Origin of the sequence: Rhodococcus opacus B4 (genome assembly GCF_000010805.1) — a bacterium.
GTDB classification, from domain to species: Bacteria; Actinomycetota; Actinomycetes; order Mycobacteriales; family Mycobacteriaceae; genus Rhodococcus_F; species Rhodococcus_F opacus_C.
Window position 1 is genome coordinate 3,650,809 of record NC_012522.1, and the last position, 18,046, is coordinate 3,668,854.

Annotated in this window: 14 protein-coding genes and 1 pseudogene; 8 read left to right on the top strand and 7 right to left on the bottom strand. The window is 67.5% G+C overall.

Features of this window, described 5'->3' with window-relative positions; genetic code table 11:
- Nucleotides 1-8: 8 nt before the first annotated feature.
- The gene (locus tag ROP_RS16635) at nt 9-1,364 is read right to left on the bottom strand and encodes a flavin monoamine oxidase family protein (RefSeq protein WP_012690569.1); all 1,356 of its coding nucleotides are present in this window, start codon (nt 1,362-1,364) and stop codon (nt 9-11) included.
- Nucleotides 1,365-1,882: 518 nt separating this feature from the next.
- Between ROP_RS16635 and ROP_RS16640 the strand changes: the two genes are divergently transcribed.
- The 5 genes from ROP_RS16640 to ROP_RS41240 all read left to right on the top strand — a co-directional run bounded on the left by ROP_RS16640 (nt 1,883) and on the right by ROP_RS41240 (nt 6,965).
- A complete protein-coding gene (locus tag ROP_RS16640; protein ID WP_012690570.1) occupies nt 1,883-3,220 on the top strand; it encodes an MFS transporter in 1,338 nt (445 codons plus the stop codon).
- 117 nt (nt 3,221-3,337) lie between these two features.
- Nucleotides 3,338-4,588, top strand: a complete 1,251-nt coding sequence (locus tag ROP_RS16645) for a bifunctional 3,4-dihydroxy-2-butanone-4-phosphate synthase/GTP cyclohydrolase II (protein WP_012690571.1) — start codon at nt 3,338-3,340, stop codon at nt 4,586-4,588.
- 310 nt (nt 4,589-4,898) lie between these two features.
- On the top strand, nt 4,899-5,087 hold the full coding sequence (locus tag ROP_RS44165; protein ID WP_012690572.1) for a hypothetical protein: 189 nt from the start codon (nt 4,899-4,901) through the stop codon (nt 5,085-5,087).
- A gap of 48 nt (nt 5,088-5,135) precedes the next feature.
- A complete protein-coding gene (locus ROP_RS16655) occupies nt 5,136-6,329 on the top strand; it encodes an NAD(P)-dependent malic enzyme (protein WP_012690573.1) in 1,194 nt (397 codons plus the stop codon).
- 429 nt (nt 6,330-6,758) lie between these two features.
- Nucleotides 6,759-6,965, top strand: a complete 207-nt coding sequence (locus tag ROP_RS41240; RefSeq protein ID WP_043824860.1) for a DUF1214 domain-containing protein — start codon at nt 6,759-6,761, stop codon at nt 6,963-6,965.
- A gap of 69 nt (nt 6,966-7,034) precedes the next feature.
- Here the strand turns inward: ROP_RS41240 and ROP_RS16665 are convergent, their stop codons facing one another.
- From ROP_RS16665 to ROP_RS16675, 3 genes are all read right to left on the bottom strand, one after another.
- Nucleotides 7,035-7,328, bottom strand: a complete 294-nt coding sequence (locus ROP_RS16665; protein ID WP_012690574.1) for a WhiB family transcriptional regulator — start codon at nt 7,326-7,328, stop codon at nt 7,035-7,037.
- Between the two features lie 250 nt (nt 7,329-7,578).
- Complete coding sequence (locus ROP_RS16670) at nt 7,579-8,373, bottom strand: 2-keto-4-pentenoate hydratase (protein WP_012690575.1); 795 nt, start codon at nt 8,371-8,373, stop codon at nt 7,579-7,581.
- 28 nt (nt 8,374-8,401) lie between these two features.
- Nucleotides 8,402-9,787: an LLM class flavin-dependent oxidoreductase gene (locus tag ROP_RS16675; protein WP_012690576.1), complete on the bottom strand. Its 1,386-nt coding sequence runs from the start codon at nt 9,785-9,787 to the stop codon at nt 8,402-8,404.
- Between the two features lie 347 nt (nt 9,788-10,134).
- Here ROP_RS16675 and ROP_RS16680 point away from each other — a divergent pair, with 347 nt between their 5' ends.
- Entirely contained in the window at nt 10,135-11,625 is a 1,491-nt protein-coding gene (locus ROP_RS16680; RefSeq protein ID WP_012690577.1) for a PucR family transcriptional regulator, read from the top strand.
- A 17-nt stretch (nt 11,626-11,642) separates the two neighbouring features.
- Nucleotides 11,643-13,133, top strand: a complete 1,491-nt coding sequence (locus ROP_RS16685) for a PucR family transcriptional regulator (RefSeq protein ID WP_012690578.1) — start codon at nt 11,643-11,645, stop codon at nt 13,131-13,133.
- Between the two features lie 8 nt (nt 13,134-13,141).
- Here ROP_RS16685 and ROP_RS16690 read toward each other — a convergent pair whose 3' ends face one another.
- Both ROP_RS16690 and ROP_RS16695 read right to left on the bottom strand, forming a co-directional pair.
- The gene (locus ROP_RS16690) at nt 13,142-15,112 is read right to left on the bottom strand and encodes an FAD-dependent oxidoreductase (RefSeq protein WP_012690579.1); all 1,971 of its coding nucleotides are present in this window, start codon (nt 15,110-15,112) and stop codon (nt 13,142-13,144) included.
- A gap of 45 nt (nt 15,113-15,157) precedes the next feature.
- Nucleotides 15,158-15,581, bottom strand: a pseudogene (locus tag ROP_RS16695) (RidA family protein).
- A 268-nt stretch (nt 15,582-15,849) separates the two neighbouring features.
- On the opposite strand from ROP_RS16695, the gene ROP_RS16700 reads away from it, so the two are divergent.
- Complete coding sequence (locus ROP_RS16700; protein WP_043824863.1) at nt 15,850-17,496, top strand: alpha/beta fold hydrolase; 1,647 nt, start codon at nt 15,850-15,852, stop codon at nt 17,494-17,496.
- Here ROP_RS16700 and ROP_RS16705 read toward each other — a convergent pair.
- The gene (locus ROP_RS16705; protein WP_197535757.1) at nt 17,480-18,046 is read right to left on the bottom strand and encodes an SDR family NAD(P)-dependent oxidoreductase; all 567 of its coding nucleotides are present in this window, start codon (nt 18,044-18,046) and stop codon (nt 17,480-17,482) included. The genes ROP_RS16700 and ROP_RS16705 overlap by 17 nt on opposite strands.

The following is an 18,046-nucleotide window of genomic DNA, read 5'->3' on the forward strand; positions in this document are numbered from 1 at the left end:
GCTCCTTGTCAGATCGTGGTGCCGGACGCGGCAGCGGCGCGGGAGGAGTGGTCGGGGTGTAGTTCGGTGGCGATGTCGCGGGCGGCGCGCAGTGCGCTCTCGATGGCGCCGTCGATGAATCCGGCCCACAGGTTCGCGATGTCACTGCTCGCGAAGTGCAGGACCCCTTCGGTGGCCTGCTGCGCGCCGAGGTAGCGAGTGACCTGGTGCGGGCGGTGCATCATCCAGGTCTCCTGCGAATACGGGTCACTCATCCAGTCGTGTCCGGACACCTCGAGGACGTCGAGATCGTCCCGCCACACGGTCAGTGCCTGCTGGACGGCGTCGCGGTCGTTCGGATCCAGCCGAGTCGAGTCGGCGCCGAAGCCCACCAGTACCGCGTCGTCGTCGCCGAGGTACTCGGTGCGCACGACCGACAAGGGGTGGGCTGCGGAGGAGTATCCGAAGAAGGGAGTGATCGGGCCGCGGACCCGGATCCAGCACTTGACGCCCTGGGAGGCCGCCTTCTCCTTGCTCGCGGCGAGCTTGCCGCCGTTCAGCGCCGGGTTGATGTCGAGGTCGCCGAGGATGTTCTGCGGCACGGTCAGCACCACGCGGCGCGCCGTGACGACCTGACCGTCGGCCAGATGTACGTGAGCGCGTTCGGCGTCGTGTTCGATGCGGGAGACCTCCGCGCCGGTGCGCAATTCGGCGGTGGAATCGGCGGCGATCGCCGCCACCAGGGCCTGGGTGCCGCCGGCGAGGCGGAAGACCGCCGACGCCTCGTGCATCAGGTGCCACGAGCCGGCGGTGGCGGCAGTCCAGCGCAGGGCGGTGGTGAACGCACCCTCGGTGAGTGGGCCGTTGAAGTGCCCTACCCAGGCCGCTTCGTTCGCCTGGTATTCGTCCGAGCTCAGCTGCAACCGGTCCAGCATGTCCTGCACGCTGTACTGATCGGCGTCGGCAAGCTCGGCCGCGGCGGTCGGCAGGTCGGGGCGGGGGATGATCCGCATGGTGTCGGCGAGCATGCGGCGCATGCCGGGATCGATCAACGCCATGAACTGATCGAGCGTGCCTGTGCGGACCTCGTCGCCGGCGAGCCAGTACGCCTGCTCCGCGCGCGGTCCACGGGTCATCTCGAGTCCGTATCTGGTGATCTCGGCCCACACGTGCGGCTGCACCCAGTGCATCCAGGTGCCGCCGATCTCGAGGTCCCGGCCGAGGCGGTGGTCGGTCCAGACCCGTCCGCCGAGGCGTTCGCGTGCCTCGAGTACCACCACGCGCAGTCCGGTGCGGGACAGCTCCCGGGCGGTGATCAGCCCGGCGATGCCGCCACCGATCACGACGACGTCGGTCTCTCGCTGCTGGTGAGCGCTGTCTGCCATTGCCTCTCCTTCACGCCGGACACTCCGAGTGACTGTCACCTTCCGAACGTCTACCGTTCATAAATTGAACAGCTCGTTCAAAATTGCTTGATTTAGATCCTGAGCCGTAGGTCACAATCTGTCAAGGGTTGCGGGCCGACCGACCGGCCCCGGTGCACGACGCAACGACCTCCGCAGACCTGCCTTGCCGCACACGGTGACGGAATTCGCACCCGGCGGACGACTGATGCACAGGGCGCCCTTGACGGACCTTGAGTCCCATGTCACAATTTTGAGCACATCGTTCAGTTTATGAACACGTAGCGAGGCTGAGCTGCAGCGCGCTACCCGATAGAGCCCATCCCGACGACCCGCAGTCGCCAGAGATCCATCGGATTCCGCGGCCGTGCACCACTTTCACGAAGGTTGTGACATCACGTGCGAACATCTGCTTCCCCCCTGCCTGCCACTCCGCACGGTGATCGCCCACCGTCATCGGTGATCGACATACCGGCGCGCAACAGAGAGGAGGCCGCTCGATGACCATCACGAACAACGAACCCGTGGACCTCGATACGCAGGCGGTCGACAAGAAGCGCTTCCTGGTCAAGCTGACCGGCGTCATCGCCGGCGGCATGTTCATCGACGGCTACATCCTCGGCATCATCGGCACCGTCATCGGAGCCATCACCCTCGATCTCGGCATGTCGCTGTTCTGGGAGGGGCTCATCGGCGCCTCCGCGCTGATCGGCATCTTCATCGGCGGCCCCCTCGGCGGTTGGCTCGCCGACAAACTCGGCCGCAAGCCACTGTTCACGATCGACCTGGTGATCTTCACCGTCGGTTCGGTCCTGCAGTTCTTCGTCGACTCGACGTGGCAACTGTTCCTCGTCCGGTTGCTGATGGGCGTCGCCATCGGCGCCGACTACTCCGTCGGCTGGCCGCTGCTCGCCGAGTTCTCTCCCGCCCGGCTGCGGGGCCGGTTGATGGCCTGCAACGAGGTCGCCTGGTACCTCGGATTCATGACGGCGTTCGTTGCCGGCTTCCTGATGACCGCGGTGTGGTCCCTCGACTGGCGCATCGTGCTCGGCTCGAGCACCCTTCCCGCGGTGATCCTGCTACTGGCCCGGCTGGGTATGCCCGAATCACCACGCTGGCTGATGAACAAGGGCCGCACCGCAGAGGCGACCGAAATCGCCCACACCTACCTCGAGGATCCGTCGGACGTCCTCGACATCACCAATGAACCGACCCGCAAGGGCACCTTCGGGATGCTGTTCTCCCCGGCGTACCGGCGCGCGACGATCTTCATCTCCGTCTTCTGGTTCTGCGTGGTGGCACCGTATTTCGCCATCGCTACGTTCGCGGCCAGCGTGCTGGAGGGCTACGGACTCGGTGACGGACTCGCCGGCGCCCTCGGGGTCAACGGACTCGCGTTGGCCGGTGTCGTGGTCTCGGTCGTTCTCATCGAACGCATCGGCCGGCGGAAGCTGACGATCCCGCAGCAGTGGGTGTGCGCGGCGGTCCTGGCGGTCATCGGGTTGTGGTCCTCGGCGCCGCCGGTGCTGGTACTGATCGGCTTCCTGGTCTTCGCGTTCGCCAACGCCATGTGCACCGCCCTGACCGGGGTCTACCCCGGTGAGATCTTCCCGACCGAGATCCGCGGCCTGGGAACCGGTTTCGCGACGGCGTTCAGCCGCGTCGGCGCCGGCCTCGGCACGTTCCTGCTGCCTTGGTCGATGCACAACCTCGGCGCGGGCACCACGATGCTCATCGCCGCCGGCATTTGCGTCGTCGGCGCCTCGGTCTCCCAGGTTCTCGCCCCGGAAACGATGGGCCGCAGTCTCAGCGAAACCTCCGCTCCGCACCAGAGGTAGCCACCCCCCGATCCCGAGCGCGGAGTCGTCGGACCGACAACGATGTCCCCCGACGACTCCGCCTCGACCCAGAACCGTTCCACCACCGTGCGTTCGCCTAGGAAGGAGCCAGCGATCATGTCGACCATCTCGGACGCGGTCACCGCACTCGCAAACAAGGGAATGGTCCTCGTCGTCGACGACGAAGACCGCGAGAACGAGGGCGACCTGATCATGGCCGCCGAATACGCGAGCACCGATGCGGTCGCGTTCTTCCTCGAACACACCTCCGGATTTCTCTGCGTCGCCATCGAGGAGGCCCGCGCCGACAGACTCGGCCTCGACCTGATGGTCCGCGACAACACCGAATCCCACAACACAGCCTTCCTGGTCAGTGTCGACTACCGGCACGGCACCACCACAGGTATCAGCGCGGGTGATCGCGGCGCCACCATCCGGGCGCTCGCCGATCCGGCACTGCAGCCCGCCGACCTCGCCCGGCCCGGACACGTGATGCCGCTGCTCGCGAAGCCCGGCGGCGTCCTCGAACGCCCCGGGCACACCGAAGCCGGAGTCGACCTGTGCCGCATGGCCGGACTCAGCGGCGCCGCCCTGCTCTGTGAGATCGTCACCCCCGACCGGCGCGAGATGATGCGCCGCGACGACCTTCGACAGCTCGCCGCCCAGCATTCGATCCCGATGATCTCCATCGCCGACCTGCGCGCCTGGCGTTCGCAGACCGAGGGCACGGTGACGCCGCTGCGCCACAACAGTGTTCGTCCCGGGACCACCGTTCTCCGGTCCGGTCGCAGCACGCTGCCCACCGAGGTCGGCACGTTCGACGCGGTCGCTTATCACGCACCCGGCGACGGCGTCGAGCACCTGGCCCTCGTGATGGGTGACGTCGCCGCCGGCGACGCGCCGCTGGTCCGGCTGCACAGCGAATGCATCACCGGCGACCTCGCCGGCTCCCTGCGCTGCGATTGCGGTCCTCAATTCCGATCCGCGCTGAGCACAATCGCCGACGCCGGCGCCGGCGTCCTGATCTACCTGCGCGGGCACGAGGGCCGCGGCATCGGCCTGGGCCACAAACTGCGTGCCTACGAACTCCAGCAACACGAGGGCCTCGACACCGTCGACGCCAACGTCAGCCTGGGCCTGCCGGTCGACGGCCGCGACTACCGCGTCGCCTGCGAGATCCTCGACGACCTCGGAGTGGGTCGCGTGCGGCTGATGACGAACAATCCCGACAAGGTCGGGGCGCTGAGCGACCACGGCATCACCGTCGCCGAACAGATCCCGCACGAGTCGTCACCGACCGCCTACAACCGGTCCTATCTGACCACCAAACGCGACCGCATGGGCCACACCCTGCAGCGGCTCGGCTGACAACTCGTCACGCCGCACCCACTCGCGCCGGAACGTGAACCGAAAGGACTGGACTCCATTCCGTTGAACCCGCAGACGCCACCCGCGCGAGACAGACTGGTTCTGGTCACCGGTGTCGAACACCCCGAGGGGGCCCGTGCCGCCCGAAGTCTCGGCGCGCACGGATTCGACGTCATCGCACACAGTTTCAGTCCGGCTGTGTCGACACCCTCATTCACGCCGCCTGGATCCCCGGCCCGAATCCACCGGCAATCCGCTGCAATCGATCCATCCCCACGACTGGGACCGGTTCCTCCACGCTCATCTGCGGATGTTGTTCACCACCGTGCGGATCAACACCCTCCGCTTGGTGGACGAGCTCCCGCCACCTGCACTCCGAGGCGAGTACTGCACACCGGATTTCGACGCGGCCCTCGTCCTTCTCGCCGACCCTGCCCACCATTCCGGCGGGGTGCTCTCCGCCCCTGCACCGGTGGCCCGGTTCGCCGCCGCGCACTGAAACCCACCGCCGATTCCCACCCACCCAAACACCTTTGGAGTAACAGCCGTGACTGTCGTGTCCGAACCCACCACACCGCGGAAGGTCGAGCTGACCGACGAGGAAATCTTCGCCGGCCACATCGGGGGGAAGCTCTCGGTAGAGACCACCGCCGCCCTCGATTCGCAGCGCGCCCTGTCCATCGCTTACACGCCCGGTGTCGCGCAGGTCTCCCGCGCGATCCACGCCGACGAGACCCTCGCCGACCGCTACACCTGGACCAACCGCCTCGTGGTCGTCGTCTCCGACGGCTCCGCGGTCCTCGGCCTCGGCGACATCGGCCCCCGCGCCTCCCTTCCCGTGATGGAGGGCAAGTCCGCGCTGTTCAAGAACTTCGCCGGCCTGAACTCCATCCCCCTGGTCCTCGACACCAAGGACCCCGACGAGATCGTCGAGACCCTGATCCGGCTGCGCCCGAGCTTCGGCGCCGTCAATTTGGAGGACATCTCCGCCCCCCGCTGCTTCGAGATCGAACAGCGCGTCATCGAGGCGTTGGACTGCCCGGTCATGCACGACGACCAGCACGGCACCGCCATCGTCGTCCTCGCCGCCCTCAAGGGCGCGGTCAAGGTCCAGGACCGCGACCTGTCCACCCTGCGGGTGGTCATCTCCGGTGCCGGCGCCGCCGGCGTGGCCTGCGCGAACATCCTGCTCGCCGCCGGCATCGCGGACGTCACGGTGCTGGACTCGAAGGGCATCGTCTCCGCCGACCGCCAGGACCTGAACGCGGTCAAGGTCGACCTGGCCGCCCGCACCAACCCCGCCGGCCGCCGCGGCGGCATCGTCGAAGCATTGGACGGTGCGGACGTGTTCCTCGGGGTGTCCGCCGGCACCGTCCCGGAGGAGCTCATCGCGACGATGGCGGAGAACTCGGTGGTGTTCGCGTTGTCGAACCCGGACCCGGAGATCCACCCGGACGTCGCGCGCAAGCACGCGGCGATCGTCGCCACCGGGCGCAGCGATTTCCCGAACCAGATCAACAATGTGCTCGCCTTCCCCGGTGTGTTCAAGGGCGCCCTGGACGCCGGTGCCCGCCGGATCACCGAAGGCATGAAACTTGCCGCCGCCGAGGCCATCCTCTCGGTCGTCGGTGACGAGCTGGCTGTAGACAAGATCGTTCCCAGCCCGCTCGATCCTCGCGTCGCCCCCGCTGTCGCGGAGGCAGTCGCCGCCGCTGCTCGTGCAGAAGGCGTCACCGGCTAGCGAGAATCCGTCGAACACCCCGGACCGGAGCCCGCACCAAGGTTCCGCGGACGGGGTGTTCGCCGTGTCCGGTCTGAGGCGAGTGAGCAACACCGCGCCCGGCGAGCATCACCCCGACTGGGTGAAGCGCACGAACCCGGTTCGCGGTTAGTTTGGCCTCCCTGGCCGGGCACCCGGCAATGCAACTGCTTCCGCCCTGTCGGCCCGAACACTCTCCGGTTCGGGTCGACCTAGATTGACGTCGCGATCCTCCCGATCGAAACTCGCCGACAGGAACCTGTACGCCGAGAAGGTAACCGGCCCCCCCGACGCGGCACTCTAGACCCCCACCACGGACATGCTCAGGTTGCCGCCGCCTCCCGATCCGCATGAACCAACAGCAACAGGAAGGATGAGGAAGTATCAGCCATTACGTCAACTGTTGACAGCCTGAGCGGCACCGTCCACACCGAACCCGACGGAACGATCGACCTCTGGTTCGGCCCCTCCGCACCCGCGGGCAAGGAAGCGAACTGGATCCGAACGGTCCCGGCCAAGAGCTGGTTTCCCATGCTCCGCCTGTACGGACCACTGCAGCCGTGGTTCGACAAGCAGTGGCAACCCGGCGAACTGCACGAGGTGTCACCGGAGGCATAGTCGGAGGGGTCCGGAGCCCGGCCGCGCGGTTCCGGCGAAAGTGCTCGTCAACAGTCCGATCGGCGGAGGTCAGCGGGCAAACCGCTGGGTGTACCGCCGGCCGAGGCGGGCGCGTTCGGTCTCGGACATGCCACCCCAGATGCCGTGGCGTTCTGCGGCGGTGAAGGCGTGGGAGCGGCATTCGGGAAGTACGGGGCATTCCCGGCAGATCTGCTTGGCACGGCGTTCGCGCCGTGCGCGGATCGTTCTCTTCTCGCGATCGTCGGGTGGGAAGAATATGTCGGTATCGGTGCCGCGGCACGATCCTTCGAGGCGCCAGTCCCAGTCCGGGGGACGGCCGGAGTGATTCTCGGTGAAGGTCATTCGGCTTCTCGGGGTCGACGTTGCGGGAGTCCGAGGCCGCGCCGAAGGCCGGCGCGGCCTCGTGCGCACGTGGAGAGCGGGTGCCTGACGCCGACACATCAGGTCAGGCACCCGCGCAGTTCGTTCAGTCGAGAGGGCGCTCCTGATTCCTGAACGAACGTATTGCCGCGGGGGAGTGATCACCCCGCGAGGATTTGATGTGAGCCGACTCGACAGGGGCGGGTGCGGGCCGTCCCCGTCGAGACACGTGTCAGTTGGTGCCGAGGGAGACGTCGAACTCGATGGTGCCGAAGCCTTCGAATTCGCCGACCCACTGGCCGGCCTCGTTCATCGGCACCGCCTGCAGGCAGCTGCCGGGGAGGATGACCTGACCGGCCTGGAATCCGACGTCGTAGGCGGCGAGGCGGTTCGCGAGCCAGGCAACCGCGGCGAGGGGATTGCCGAGGATGTTGCGGGTGTTCCCGGTGATGACCTCGCGGCCGTTGAAGTGCAGGGAGCCGCGCATGTCGCGGAGGGTCAGGTCGGTGATGCGGCGGGGAGTGCCGCCGAGGATGACCGCTCCGGTGGATCCGTTGTCTGCCAGCGTGTCCGGCAGGTCGATGGCCCAGTTCTGGACGCGGGAGTCGATGATCTCGATGGCGGGCACTGCGTAGTCGATGGCATTGATGACGTCGGCGACGGTGATGTTGGGTCCGCGCAGACTGTTCTTCAGCACGAAGGCGGGTTCGAGTTCGACGAACGGTTCGATGTAGTCGTTGCGATCGAGGGTGGTGCCTTCGTAGGCGAAGATGCCGGCGAGCAGGAATCCGTAATCGGGCTGGCCGAGACCGAATGCTTCCTGCATGACCTTCGCGATGTTGCCGAGTTTGTACCCGACCAGGCGGTCGCCGCCGGCGACGGCGTGCTCGACGTTGATGCGCTGCACGGCGAATCCGGCGTCCGCGTCGAGGGCGGGCCAGGTCTTGGTCGGCGCGGTGATCGGCGCACCGTTCGCGCGTGCGGTACGCAGGGTGGCCGCGACATCGTGGAGTTCGGTGGTCTGCATGGGGTTCCTCTTCTGTTCGCGGTCGGTGTCAGACGGCTTCGACGGTGCGGTCGCCGATCCGGTGTCCGGGGTGGTCGTCGCGAAGCCGGACGGCGCCCTTGCCGTAGAGCTTTTCGCGCAGCGTCGAGCCTTCGTACTCGGTCCACATGGTGCCGCGGCGCTGGAGTTCGGGGACGACGAGTTCGATGAAGTCGGCGATGTCCTGGTACTTGACCGCGTTCGCGAGGTTGTAGCCGGCGATCCCGGTTTCGTCCATCCAGCGGGTCAGCTCGTCGGCGACGGTGGTGGGGGAGCCGACGATGGTGGGGCCGGTGCCACCGATACCGACGAACTCGGCGATGTCGCGCGGGGTCCACTGCTTGTCCGGGTCCATCTTCGAGAACAGGTCGACCATGGTCTGTCCGGCGTTCGTCTTGACGTGCTCGAGCGGGACGTCGGGATCGAACTGGGACATGTCCAGCCCGGTCCAGCCGCTGTAGCGGGCCATCGCGCCGGTGTAGCTGACCAGCTTGCGGTAGGACTCGTACTTGGCGTGGGCTTCCTCGTCCGTCGGGGCCACGACGACGTTGAGCATCTGCAGCACCTTGATGCTCTGCGGGTCGCGTCCGGCCTCGGCGGCGAGCGAGCGCAGGCGGTCGACCTGCTTCTTCAGCGCCGGGATGGACACGGCGTTGACGAAGACCGCTTCGGCGCTCGCCGCGGCCAGGCTCAGCCCCTTGGACGAGCCACCGGCCTGGAAGATCACCGGGGTGCGCTGCGGGGACGGCTCGCACAGGGCGAAGCCGGGAACGGAGAAGTACTTGCCCTTGTGCTCGATGTTGTGCACCCGGCTCGGGTCGATGTACATGCCGCGCTCGGCGTCCCGGACAACCGCGTCGTCGTCCCAGGACGATTCCCACAACTTGTAGCAGACCTCGAGGTACTCGGCGGCCATGTCGTATCGCTCGTCGTGCGGAACCTGCTGTCCGGTACCGAGATTGCGGGCGGCGCTATCGGAGTAGGAGGTCACCATGTTCCAGCCGACCCGGCCGTCGGTGAGGTGGTCGAGGGTGCTGAACTTACGGGCCAGCGCGTATGGGTGCTCGTAGGAGGTCGACCCGGTCAGCCCGAACCCGAGGTTCTTCGTCACCGCGGCCATCGCGGAGACGGCCATGAACGGATCCTGCGCGGGGATCTGCGCGGCGTCGGCGAGGGCAGCGTCGGCGTTGCCCTCGTAGACGTCGTGGTATCCGACGTTGTCGGCGAAGAAGATGCCGTCGAACCGGGCTTCTTCGAGCATCTTGGCGTACTCGGTCCAGTAGGCGAGGTTCTTGTAGTTCGCGCCCTGATCCTTCGGGTGCCGCCAGAGGCCGGCCGACAGGTGCGCCGGGCCCTGGTAATCGAAGGCAAAGATTCGCATGCGCTGAGACGCCATTGTCTATCTCCGTTCACTTTTTGAACACGTAGTTCATGTGTTGAACAACACTGTAAGAGGTGGAATGTGGGGCCGTCAATACCCCATTTAGCAAGGAACACGGGTGTCGAGGAGAGGCGACCTCGGAGTTGGCCGCGACCTCAACCACCCAACGGATCCAAATTATGGTCGGTGTGTTCGTTTTGGATAGCTACGTCGATATCGCTCAATGCGCCGCGGCACACCCCTTCGCCGACCCGGCGCGTATCGAATCCGCTGGAGCCATACGCACGTACAATTCACTCGGCGGTGTTTCATACCTGCGTCCCATCCGATGGGCGTGCATCGTCTGGCTCCGGGAGTGATTCGTGTCGAACCTGACAGTCGGTGACCTGGTGGCCATGCGGCAACTTGCATGCAGCGTGGTCGCAGGCGCGGCCGGTGTGGGACGGACCGTGGTGTGGGCGCACGTGTGCGAGTTGCCCGATCCGTGGCACTGGCTCGGCGCCGACGACCTACTGATGACCACCGGGATGTGCCTGCCGGCGGGCGCTGACGAGCAGAAGCAGTTCATCCGACGTCTCAGTGAGGCCGGTTTGGCCGGCATCGCGATCGGCGACGACCTGCAAGCGCCCCCGTTCACGCGAGAGATGCTGGCCGCGGCCGACGAACTGCGCTTCCCCGTGATGACGGTCGGTCACGCAACCCCCTTCGCGGCGATCGGCCGCACCGTCGCGATCGCGGCCCAGAGCGTCCAGGTCAGTCGCATCGCCCGTCTGAGTCGGCTCTACGACGCCATGCAGGCGACGCCCGAGGACGAGAGCTCGCTGCTCGGCCGGCTGTCTGCCGAACTCGGACACCGACTCCACGTCGTCGACGTCGAACTCGGCAGCGAGGTGCTCCGTGATGCGCACCCCCTGGACGACGAACTCGTCGGCGAGCTTCGTGGCCGGGTCGATGGCCGGCTCGACCGTCTTCCACCGCGAATGGCGATCGACACCGCTGCCGGAACGACGGCGACCGCGTTTCCGCTGGCGACTCACCGCAAATGCATGCTCGTGGCGGCCGGGAACTCCGACCTCGAAGTCGACGCCTTCGTCTTGTTACACGCGCAGAGTCTGGTCGGCGTGGAAGTGGAGCGCGTGACCCGGGACCGCGAGCGTGTCGATGCGGTGCGGGCCGAACTGCTCGAGCAGATGATCACCGGATCGATCAGCGCGGATGCCGCCGCACCCCGGCTCGCGAAACTCGGCTTGGCCGACACGGGTTGGTGCGTCTTCGGATTCGACGCTTCCCGTCTCCAGACCGCGCGCACGCTCACCGGAGACCGCGGATTCCCGTACCTGTCGTGCTCCGTGAGGGAAGCGGGCTACCTGATGGTGCCGAGCGCCGAAGCCGATTCGACGGCGGAACTACTAGGCCATCACATCGATTCGATGGGCATGTCGGCACGCAACGCGACGACTCAACGGGTGCCGGACAGCGTTCGTCAAGCCCGGTGGGCACTCCAGGCCGCGCGGGCGGCCGGCGGCGGACTTGCCGAGTATTCGGCCGCGGCACCGCTGTTTCTGCCCCGCACCTTGACGGAGGCACACTTTGCGACGCGAGCAGTGCTGGGGAAGGTCATCGATTACGACGCGGCCAATCACAGTGATCTCGTCGAGACCCTGGATGTGTTCCTGGCTCTGGATCGAAATTGGGCGGCAGCCGCCGAAAGACTTGTCATCCACCGTCAGACACTCGGATACCGGCTACGCAAGATCGAGAGTCTGACCGGCCGGAGCGTGAAGAGTTCGGCCGACATCGCCGACTTCTGGATGGCGCTGATCACCCGTCGGATCAGTTCCGACCAGAACTGAGGGACGGGAGGACGACGATGTCGCGATTGACCGCAGGCGACCTGATCGCGATGGATCAGCTCGGGTGCGCTGCCGTTGCCGGCAGGGAGGGACTCGACCGGCGGATCGTGTGGGCGCACACCTCGGAACTCGACCCGTGGGAGTGGCTGGGAGCGGACGAACTGCTGATGACCGCGGGCCTGTGCGTGCCGTCGGACGAACAGGCACAGTGCACGTTCGTCGAACGCCTCCACGAGAAGGGACTGGCAGGGGTCGTCATCGGGGACAATGCGACAGCACCACCGCTGACGGCCGCGATGCTGGCCACCGCCGACAGACTGAATTTCCCACTCCTCCGATGCAGCCACACCACCCCGTTCGCGGCCATCGGACGAACGGTGGCTCTTGCGAGTCAGAGCGTTCAGGTCAGCAGGGTCGCGCGGCTGAGCCGACTCTACGAACACGCACGCTCGACGTCTCTGGCGGAGACGAGCCTCCTGGTCGGGCTTTCCCGGGAACTTCGGTACACGTTGCACGTCGTCGACGTCGAGCACGGAACCGACGTTCTGCCGACGGACGGTGCGCTGTCCGACGCAGCCATCCGGTCGTTGTCCTCGAGCGTCGCCGGGACGCTCGATCGCCTTCCCGCTCACCTCACGCTCGAAGAAGGTGCGGATTATGTGATGACCGCCCACGCGCTTCCCACCCACCGCAAATGCATGCTGGTCATGGAGGGAAGCCCGGCAACGGATGTCGATGCCTTCGCCCTGCTGCATGTGCGGACCCTGATCGGTGTCGAAGTCGAAAAGGTCACGAGGGAGCGGGAATACGCCGACCAGATCGGTGGGGGCCTCCTGCAGAAGATCCTCGCCGGCTCCGCCGCAACCGAGGCCGTCACACCACTTCTCGAAGAATTCGACCTGGCCGGGACCGAATGGACCGTGTTGAGCTTCGGCACCGACGTCCTTCCTGCTGCGCGGACGATAGCGGGAGATCGAGGCGTTCCGAACGTGAGCACCGTCCTCGACGACCGCGCATACATGCTGCTCCCCACCGGGCGAAGCGCCGAGACCGTCGACCTGCTGAGCCGCACGGCCCGGGCGATGGGAGTGTCGCCGTCGGCCGCCACGATCGGAGAAGTCTCCGACAGCGCACGCCAGGCGAGCTGGGCGCTCGACACCGCCCGGTCGACCGGTGTGCCCGTTGCCAGGTACTCCACCGATGCGCCGCTGTTCGTGCCGCGCACCCTGGCCGACGCCCGGGATGCCACCGACGCGATCCTCGGGGAACTCCTGCTGTACGACCAGGGCCACGAGTCCAACCTCGTCGAGACCCTCGAAACCTTCCTCGTCAACAATCGAAGCTGGACGGTGACCGCCGACCGACTCGGAATCCACCGGCAGTCCCTGGCTTTTCGGCTGCGGAAGATCGAGTCGGTGACGGGACGGAACCTGAAGGCTTCGTCGGACATCGCAATGCTGTGGCTGGCTCTTCGCGCACGCGCCCACACGATTTCGCCGGCCGACTGAACAGCACGCTAGATCGCGGTGGCAGCCTTCAGTCCGTCGAGGACCGCTTCTTCGACGGTGCGTGGGGCGAGGCAGTCACCGACTCCGGTGAACGGGACACCGGTGGTGTCGAGTTCGGCGAGCAGAGCGTCGTTCTGCCGGTGACCGAGGGCCAGGACGAGTCCGTCGATGCCGTCGAGGATGATCGGCTCGCCGGTCAGGGTGTTGACCAGGTAGACGGTGTCGTCGTCCGCGCCGAACAGGCGTGCATGCGGAACCACTCGCACCTTAGCCTCGGCGGCCGCCCGCAGCATCGCGACGCGGGTGAACTGCTGCAGGTTCTCACCGGCGGCGTAGCCGTTGACGCACAGAGTCACCTTGCGTCCCTCGCGGGCAAGCATTTCCGCGATCCCGAGGCCGGTCCAGTCGCCGCGCCAGTCGACGACGACGATGTCACCCTTGGGGGCGGTGCCGCCGCCCGAACCGATCACGTCCCACGCGTCGAGGACCGGCATGTCCCCGTCCAGCTCGAGGGGCGGCCGGTAGGGGGTGGCGCCGGTCGCGATGATGACGCGGTCGGGACGTTCCGCGGCGATCATCGCGGCATCGACCTCGACGCGGGTTTTCACGATGACCCCGTAGCGGTCGAGCTCGGACTGCAGATTGGTTGCCGCGCCCCCGAACTCGGACCGTCCGGGCAGGCGCTCGGCGAGCAGAACCTGCCCACCGACCCGGCCGCCGGCCTCGTACAGGGTGACCCGGTGACCGCGCTGGGCGGCGACCACGGCCGCCTTCATCCCGGCGGGTCCGCCGCCGACGACCATGACGTCCTTCGGTTTCGGAGTGAGCACCAGGGTGCCGAACTCGCGTTCACGTCCGGTCTCCGGCCGCTGGATGCAGGAGATCGGGTACCCGGCCTGGAAGTGACCGATGCACGCCTGGTTGCAGCCGATGCAGGCCCGGATGTCGTCGGGGCGCTCGGCCTGCGCCTTGGCCGGCATGTCCGGGTCGCAGATCAGGGCGCGGGTCATCGCGCAGGCGTCGGCCTGGCCCTTGGAGATGACGATCTCGGCTTCCTGCGGTTGGTTGATCCGTCCGGCGACGAGCACCGGAATCGACACCGCGGCCTTGATCTTCGCGGCGGAGGGTGCGGTGTACGCGGCCTCCTCGCTCATCGGCGGGACGATGTGCATCGACCCGGACCGGCCGGCTGAGGTGCCCTCGGTGACGTTCAGGAAGTCCAGCGACCCGTCCGCGTCGAGCCGGCGGCACACCTCGACGATGTCGGTGGGCTCGCCCTCCGGGGAGGAGTGCTCGATGCCGGACACGCGGACGCCGACCGCGAACCCCGGGCCGACGGCCTCGCGCACGGCCGAGACGATCTCGCGCAGGAACCGCATCCGATTGTCGAGGTCGCCGCCGTACCGGTCGGCGCGCAGGTTCACCTCGGGGTTGAGGAACTGCGCGGGCAGGTAGCCGTGGCTGGCCACGATCTCGACACCGTCGAGTCCGGCCTGCTGCAGGCGGCGCGCCCCGGCCGCGTATCCGGCCACGACCTCGGCGATCATCGCCTCGGACATCGGCCGGGGCATCACCCGGAATCGTTCGTTCGGCACGGCCGACGGGGCATACGCGACCGGAAGCGCACCGTCCTGGGATTCCATGATCTCCCGGCCCGGGTGGAACACCTGACCGAACAGGGTGCACCCGTGCTCGTGGGCGGCCTCGGCGACGCGCCGGTATCCCTCGATGCAGCTGTCGTCGGTGGCCATGAGGACGTGGTAGGTGTACCGCGCGGTCTCGTGGATTCCGGCGACCTGCATGATGATCAGCCCGGCACCGCCGGCTGCCCGGGCGCGGTGGTACTCGACGAGCTGGTCGGTGACCGCGCCGTCGTGCACCATCACCGTGTCGTGCCCGGAGGACAAGATCCGGTTCTTGAGGGTGACGTCACCGATCCGCAGCGGGGAGAACAGGTTCGGGAAGAGGGTGTCAGACATGGAATCCCAGTTTCTTACTGGTGGTGGAAAGGGGTCGGGTGCAGGTCAGTTGGCGTCGGCGAGGACGCGCTGGGCACCGGCGACGGCGACGGCGTCCGCCTCGAACAGCATGCCGTCGACGAGGAACGAGTTCTGCACCGCGGTCACGGCCGGATACGGGGCGGAGAAGAACTCGGAGCGGACCTTCTTGAACGTGTCGAAGTCGTCGCGGTTGCCCAGGTAGGCGGTCAGCTTGACCACCGACGACATCGAGGCGCCGTGCTGGGTCAGGATCTTTTCGATGTTGCGGAATACCTGGCGTGCCTGGGCCTCGAAACCGCCCTCGACGAGGTTGCCGGCGTCGTCGTAGCCGGCCTGACCGGATGTGAACACCAGGTCTCCGGCCTTGGCGCCCTGGCTGTACTGGGCGGACTGTGCCCAGGTGAAGGGGGCGGGGCGGGGTTTCGACGATGTTCTCGGTGGTCGTCATGGTGATCCTTTCGGTAGACGTCCCGGTAATCCGGGACCGCGTTGGCGTCGCACTCGCCAGCTGACGAGGTGGAACGCTATGGCACGAATCACCGGGACGGAACCGTACCGATGGATGAACCCGCACCATCGCTCTAGTCATCCGTACGGCTCCGCGATGGCCGGGCCGACACCCGGGCACGCTGCGGCGCTGACAAGAATTCCTCGGTGCGTCTGAGACACTGGCTGTCGAGCGAAGGTGACGGGACGACGAGGGGGACCGCGACAGCATGCCGGGGATCGACAGACACGTGTACTCGAGGCAGCGCGACGGAGCGGCGGACCCACGGCGCCGTCGATTCGTGGCTCTCGCCGTCGGCCTCGCCGCCGTCGCCGCGGTGGGGGTGACACCCCTCGCCGCCGCACAGCCGGCGCCGGCGGGCGACCTTCGATGGGAGTCCTGCCCCGCCGAGTACGAACTCGATCCGGCGTCCGAGCAGTGCGCGTCGGTCGCCGTGCCCCGCAACTATGCCGACCCCGCGGCCGGCACGATCGACGTGCTCGTCACCCGCCACCGTGCCGAGGATCCTTCCGCGCGGCGGGGCGTGCTGTTCACCAATCCCGGTGGGCCGGGCGGAGACGCGATCGGCTCGAACAGCATGTTCGTCGACGTGCTGCCCGACGCGGTCCGCGCACAGTGGGACGTGATCGGTGTCCAACCGCGCGGGCTCCCGTACGCCGGGGCCGTCGACTGCACCCTGTCCCCCGAGCAGACGACGGCGATGGGCCTCGGCTTCGGCGGTGCCGCAACGCGTACCGCGTGCGAGTCGGCCGCGCCGGGCACCACGGCGCACCTGACGACGGAGAACACCGCGCGGGACTGGGAACAGGTCCGGGCCACCCTCGGCGAGGACGTCATCGACATTTACGGCCTGTCCTACGGCACGATCCTCGGTTCCACCTACGCGACGCTCTTCCCGCAGCACACCGGTCGCATGGTCCTCGACTCCGCGGTCGACCAGAAGTGGCTGTGGAACGACGTGCTGTGGCAGCAGAACGACGGCTACAAGGGACGCTTCTACGACCTCATGGACTGGGTCGCCGCCCACGACGACACGTACGGGCTCGGCGACACCCCGCTGAAGGTCTACCAGCGGTGGTCGGACCGGATCGTCGAGGAGGCGGGCGGCAACCCGACACTCGCGCCGCCGCCCGCACAGGTCGGGGACGTACCGCCCGGCCTGGAATCGCTCGCCGACGCCTACCGCGGCGGGGTCGATCTGACCGGGCCTGCCCGCGTCCAGTTCGAGGCCTTCATTCGCGGCATCGCCAATCCGTCGCACACCCAGACGTCGTCGAGCATCTACGTGATGACACGGCAACTGCTTCCCGCCCGGAACAACTGGCCACTCCTGGCCCGGGTGATCCGCGACGGACTCGGCGCGATCCCCGAGGGTGCCGGGCTGAACGACCTGACGGAGCAGGAGTACGCGCGACTGGCCCAGGCCCAGACGATGCAGACGCTCGTGGTGTGCAACGAGAACACCGTCGCGGCCCGCCCGGACCGTATCCCGGGATGGCTCTTCTCCACCTTCGTCACCGGAGATCTCTTCGAGCTCATCGGGTACGGCTACAGCGCCGGAACCTTCTGCGCCGGTGCGCCGCCCGTCGTCGCGCTGCCCGCGTTGAGCAACCGCGGGCTGGCGACCGCCCCGCTCGTCCTGCAGGGGCTGGGCGACCCGCAGACCCCCTATCAGGGCGGAGTTCGGCTCGCCCGCGACATGGGGGCACACCTCGTCACCGTCGGGGGCGGGGACCACGGCGCCGGGATCCAGGGCGGCAACGCCGTCGTCGACCAGGCCGTCACCGAGTACCTCGAGACCGGGCACACCGGAATCACGGACGCGCCCGAGGCGCCGATCACCGCACCGCTGTGAGCCCGGTCCGCGCCCGGAACCCGGTGATTTCCACGGCCGCACCGCAGAGGAACGGGGCCTCGTCCGAGGCGAGGAACGCGACGAGCGCGGCGACCTCCTCCGGTCGCCCGATCCGCCCGAACGGGACCTTCTCGTCGAGGTCGGCGACCGTCAGGCCCTTGCGGGCCAGCCCGGCCTCGAGCATCGGCGTGCGAATCTCTCCGGGGCACACGGCGTTGACGCGGATGCCCCGCGGGGCGTAGTCGCGGGCGAGATTCTGGGTGAAGGAGACCACCGCGGCCTTGGAGACGTTGTAGGCGACGTGTCCCGGGGCGGGATACAGGCCCCACTGGGAAGCGGTGTTGACGATCGCGCCCCTGCCCGCCTCGATCATCGTCGGGAGCACCGCCCGGCACAGGTGGAAGAGGGCGTCGACGTTCACGGCGAACGTGGCGGACCAGTCGTCCTCGCTCAGCGACAGCAGGTCACCGTGCCGGTTGATCCCAGCGTTGTTCGCCAGGAGTCGATCCGGCCGTGACTGTCGACGACGTCCGCGGCGAGCGTCGCGCAC

Bases quoted from the DNA above. Each gene is read 5' to 3' on its own strand.
- ROP_RS16635 (WP_012690569.1), bottom strand. From the start codon at position 1,364: ATGGCAGACAGCGCTCACCAGCAGCGAGAGACCGACGTCGTCGTGATC.
- ROP_RS16640 (WP_012690570.1), top strand. From the start codon at position 1,883: ATGACCATCACGAACAACGAACCCGTGGACCTCGATACGCAGGCGGTC.
- ROP_RS16645 (WP_012690571.1), top strand. From the start codon at position 3,338: ATGTCGACCATCTCGGACGCGGTCACCGCACTCGCAAACAAGGGAATG.
- ROP_RS44165 (WP_012690572.1), top strand. From the start codon at position 4,899: ATGTTGTTCACCACCGTGCGGATCAACACCCTCCGCTTGGTGGACGAG.
- ROP_RS16665 (WP_012690574.1), bottom strand. From the start codon at position 7,328: ATGACCTTCACCGAGAATCACTCCGGCCGTCCCCCGGACTGGGACTGG.
- ROP_RS16670 (WP_012690575.1), bottom strand. From the start codon at position 8,373: ATGCAGACCACCGAACTCCACGATGTCGCGGCCACCCTGCGTACCGCA.
- ROP_RS16675 (WP_012690576.1), bottom strand. From the start codon at position 9,787: ATGGCGTCTCAGCGCATGCGAATCTTTGCCTTCGATTACCAGGGCCCG.
- ROP_RS16685 (WP_012690578.1), top strand. From the start codon at position 11,643: ATGTCGCGATTGACCGCAGGCGACCTGATCGCGATGGATCAGCTCGGG.
- ROP_RS16690 (WP_012690579.1), bottom strand. From the start codon at position 15,112: ATGTCTGACACCCTCTTCCCGAACCTGTTCTCCCCGCTGCGGATCGGT.
- ROP_RS16700 (WP_043824863.1), top strand. From the start codon at position 15,850: ATGCCGGGGATCGACAGACACGTGTACTCGAGGCAGCGCGACGGAGCG.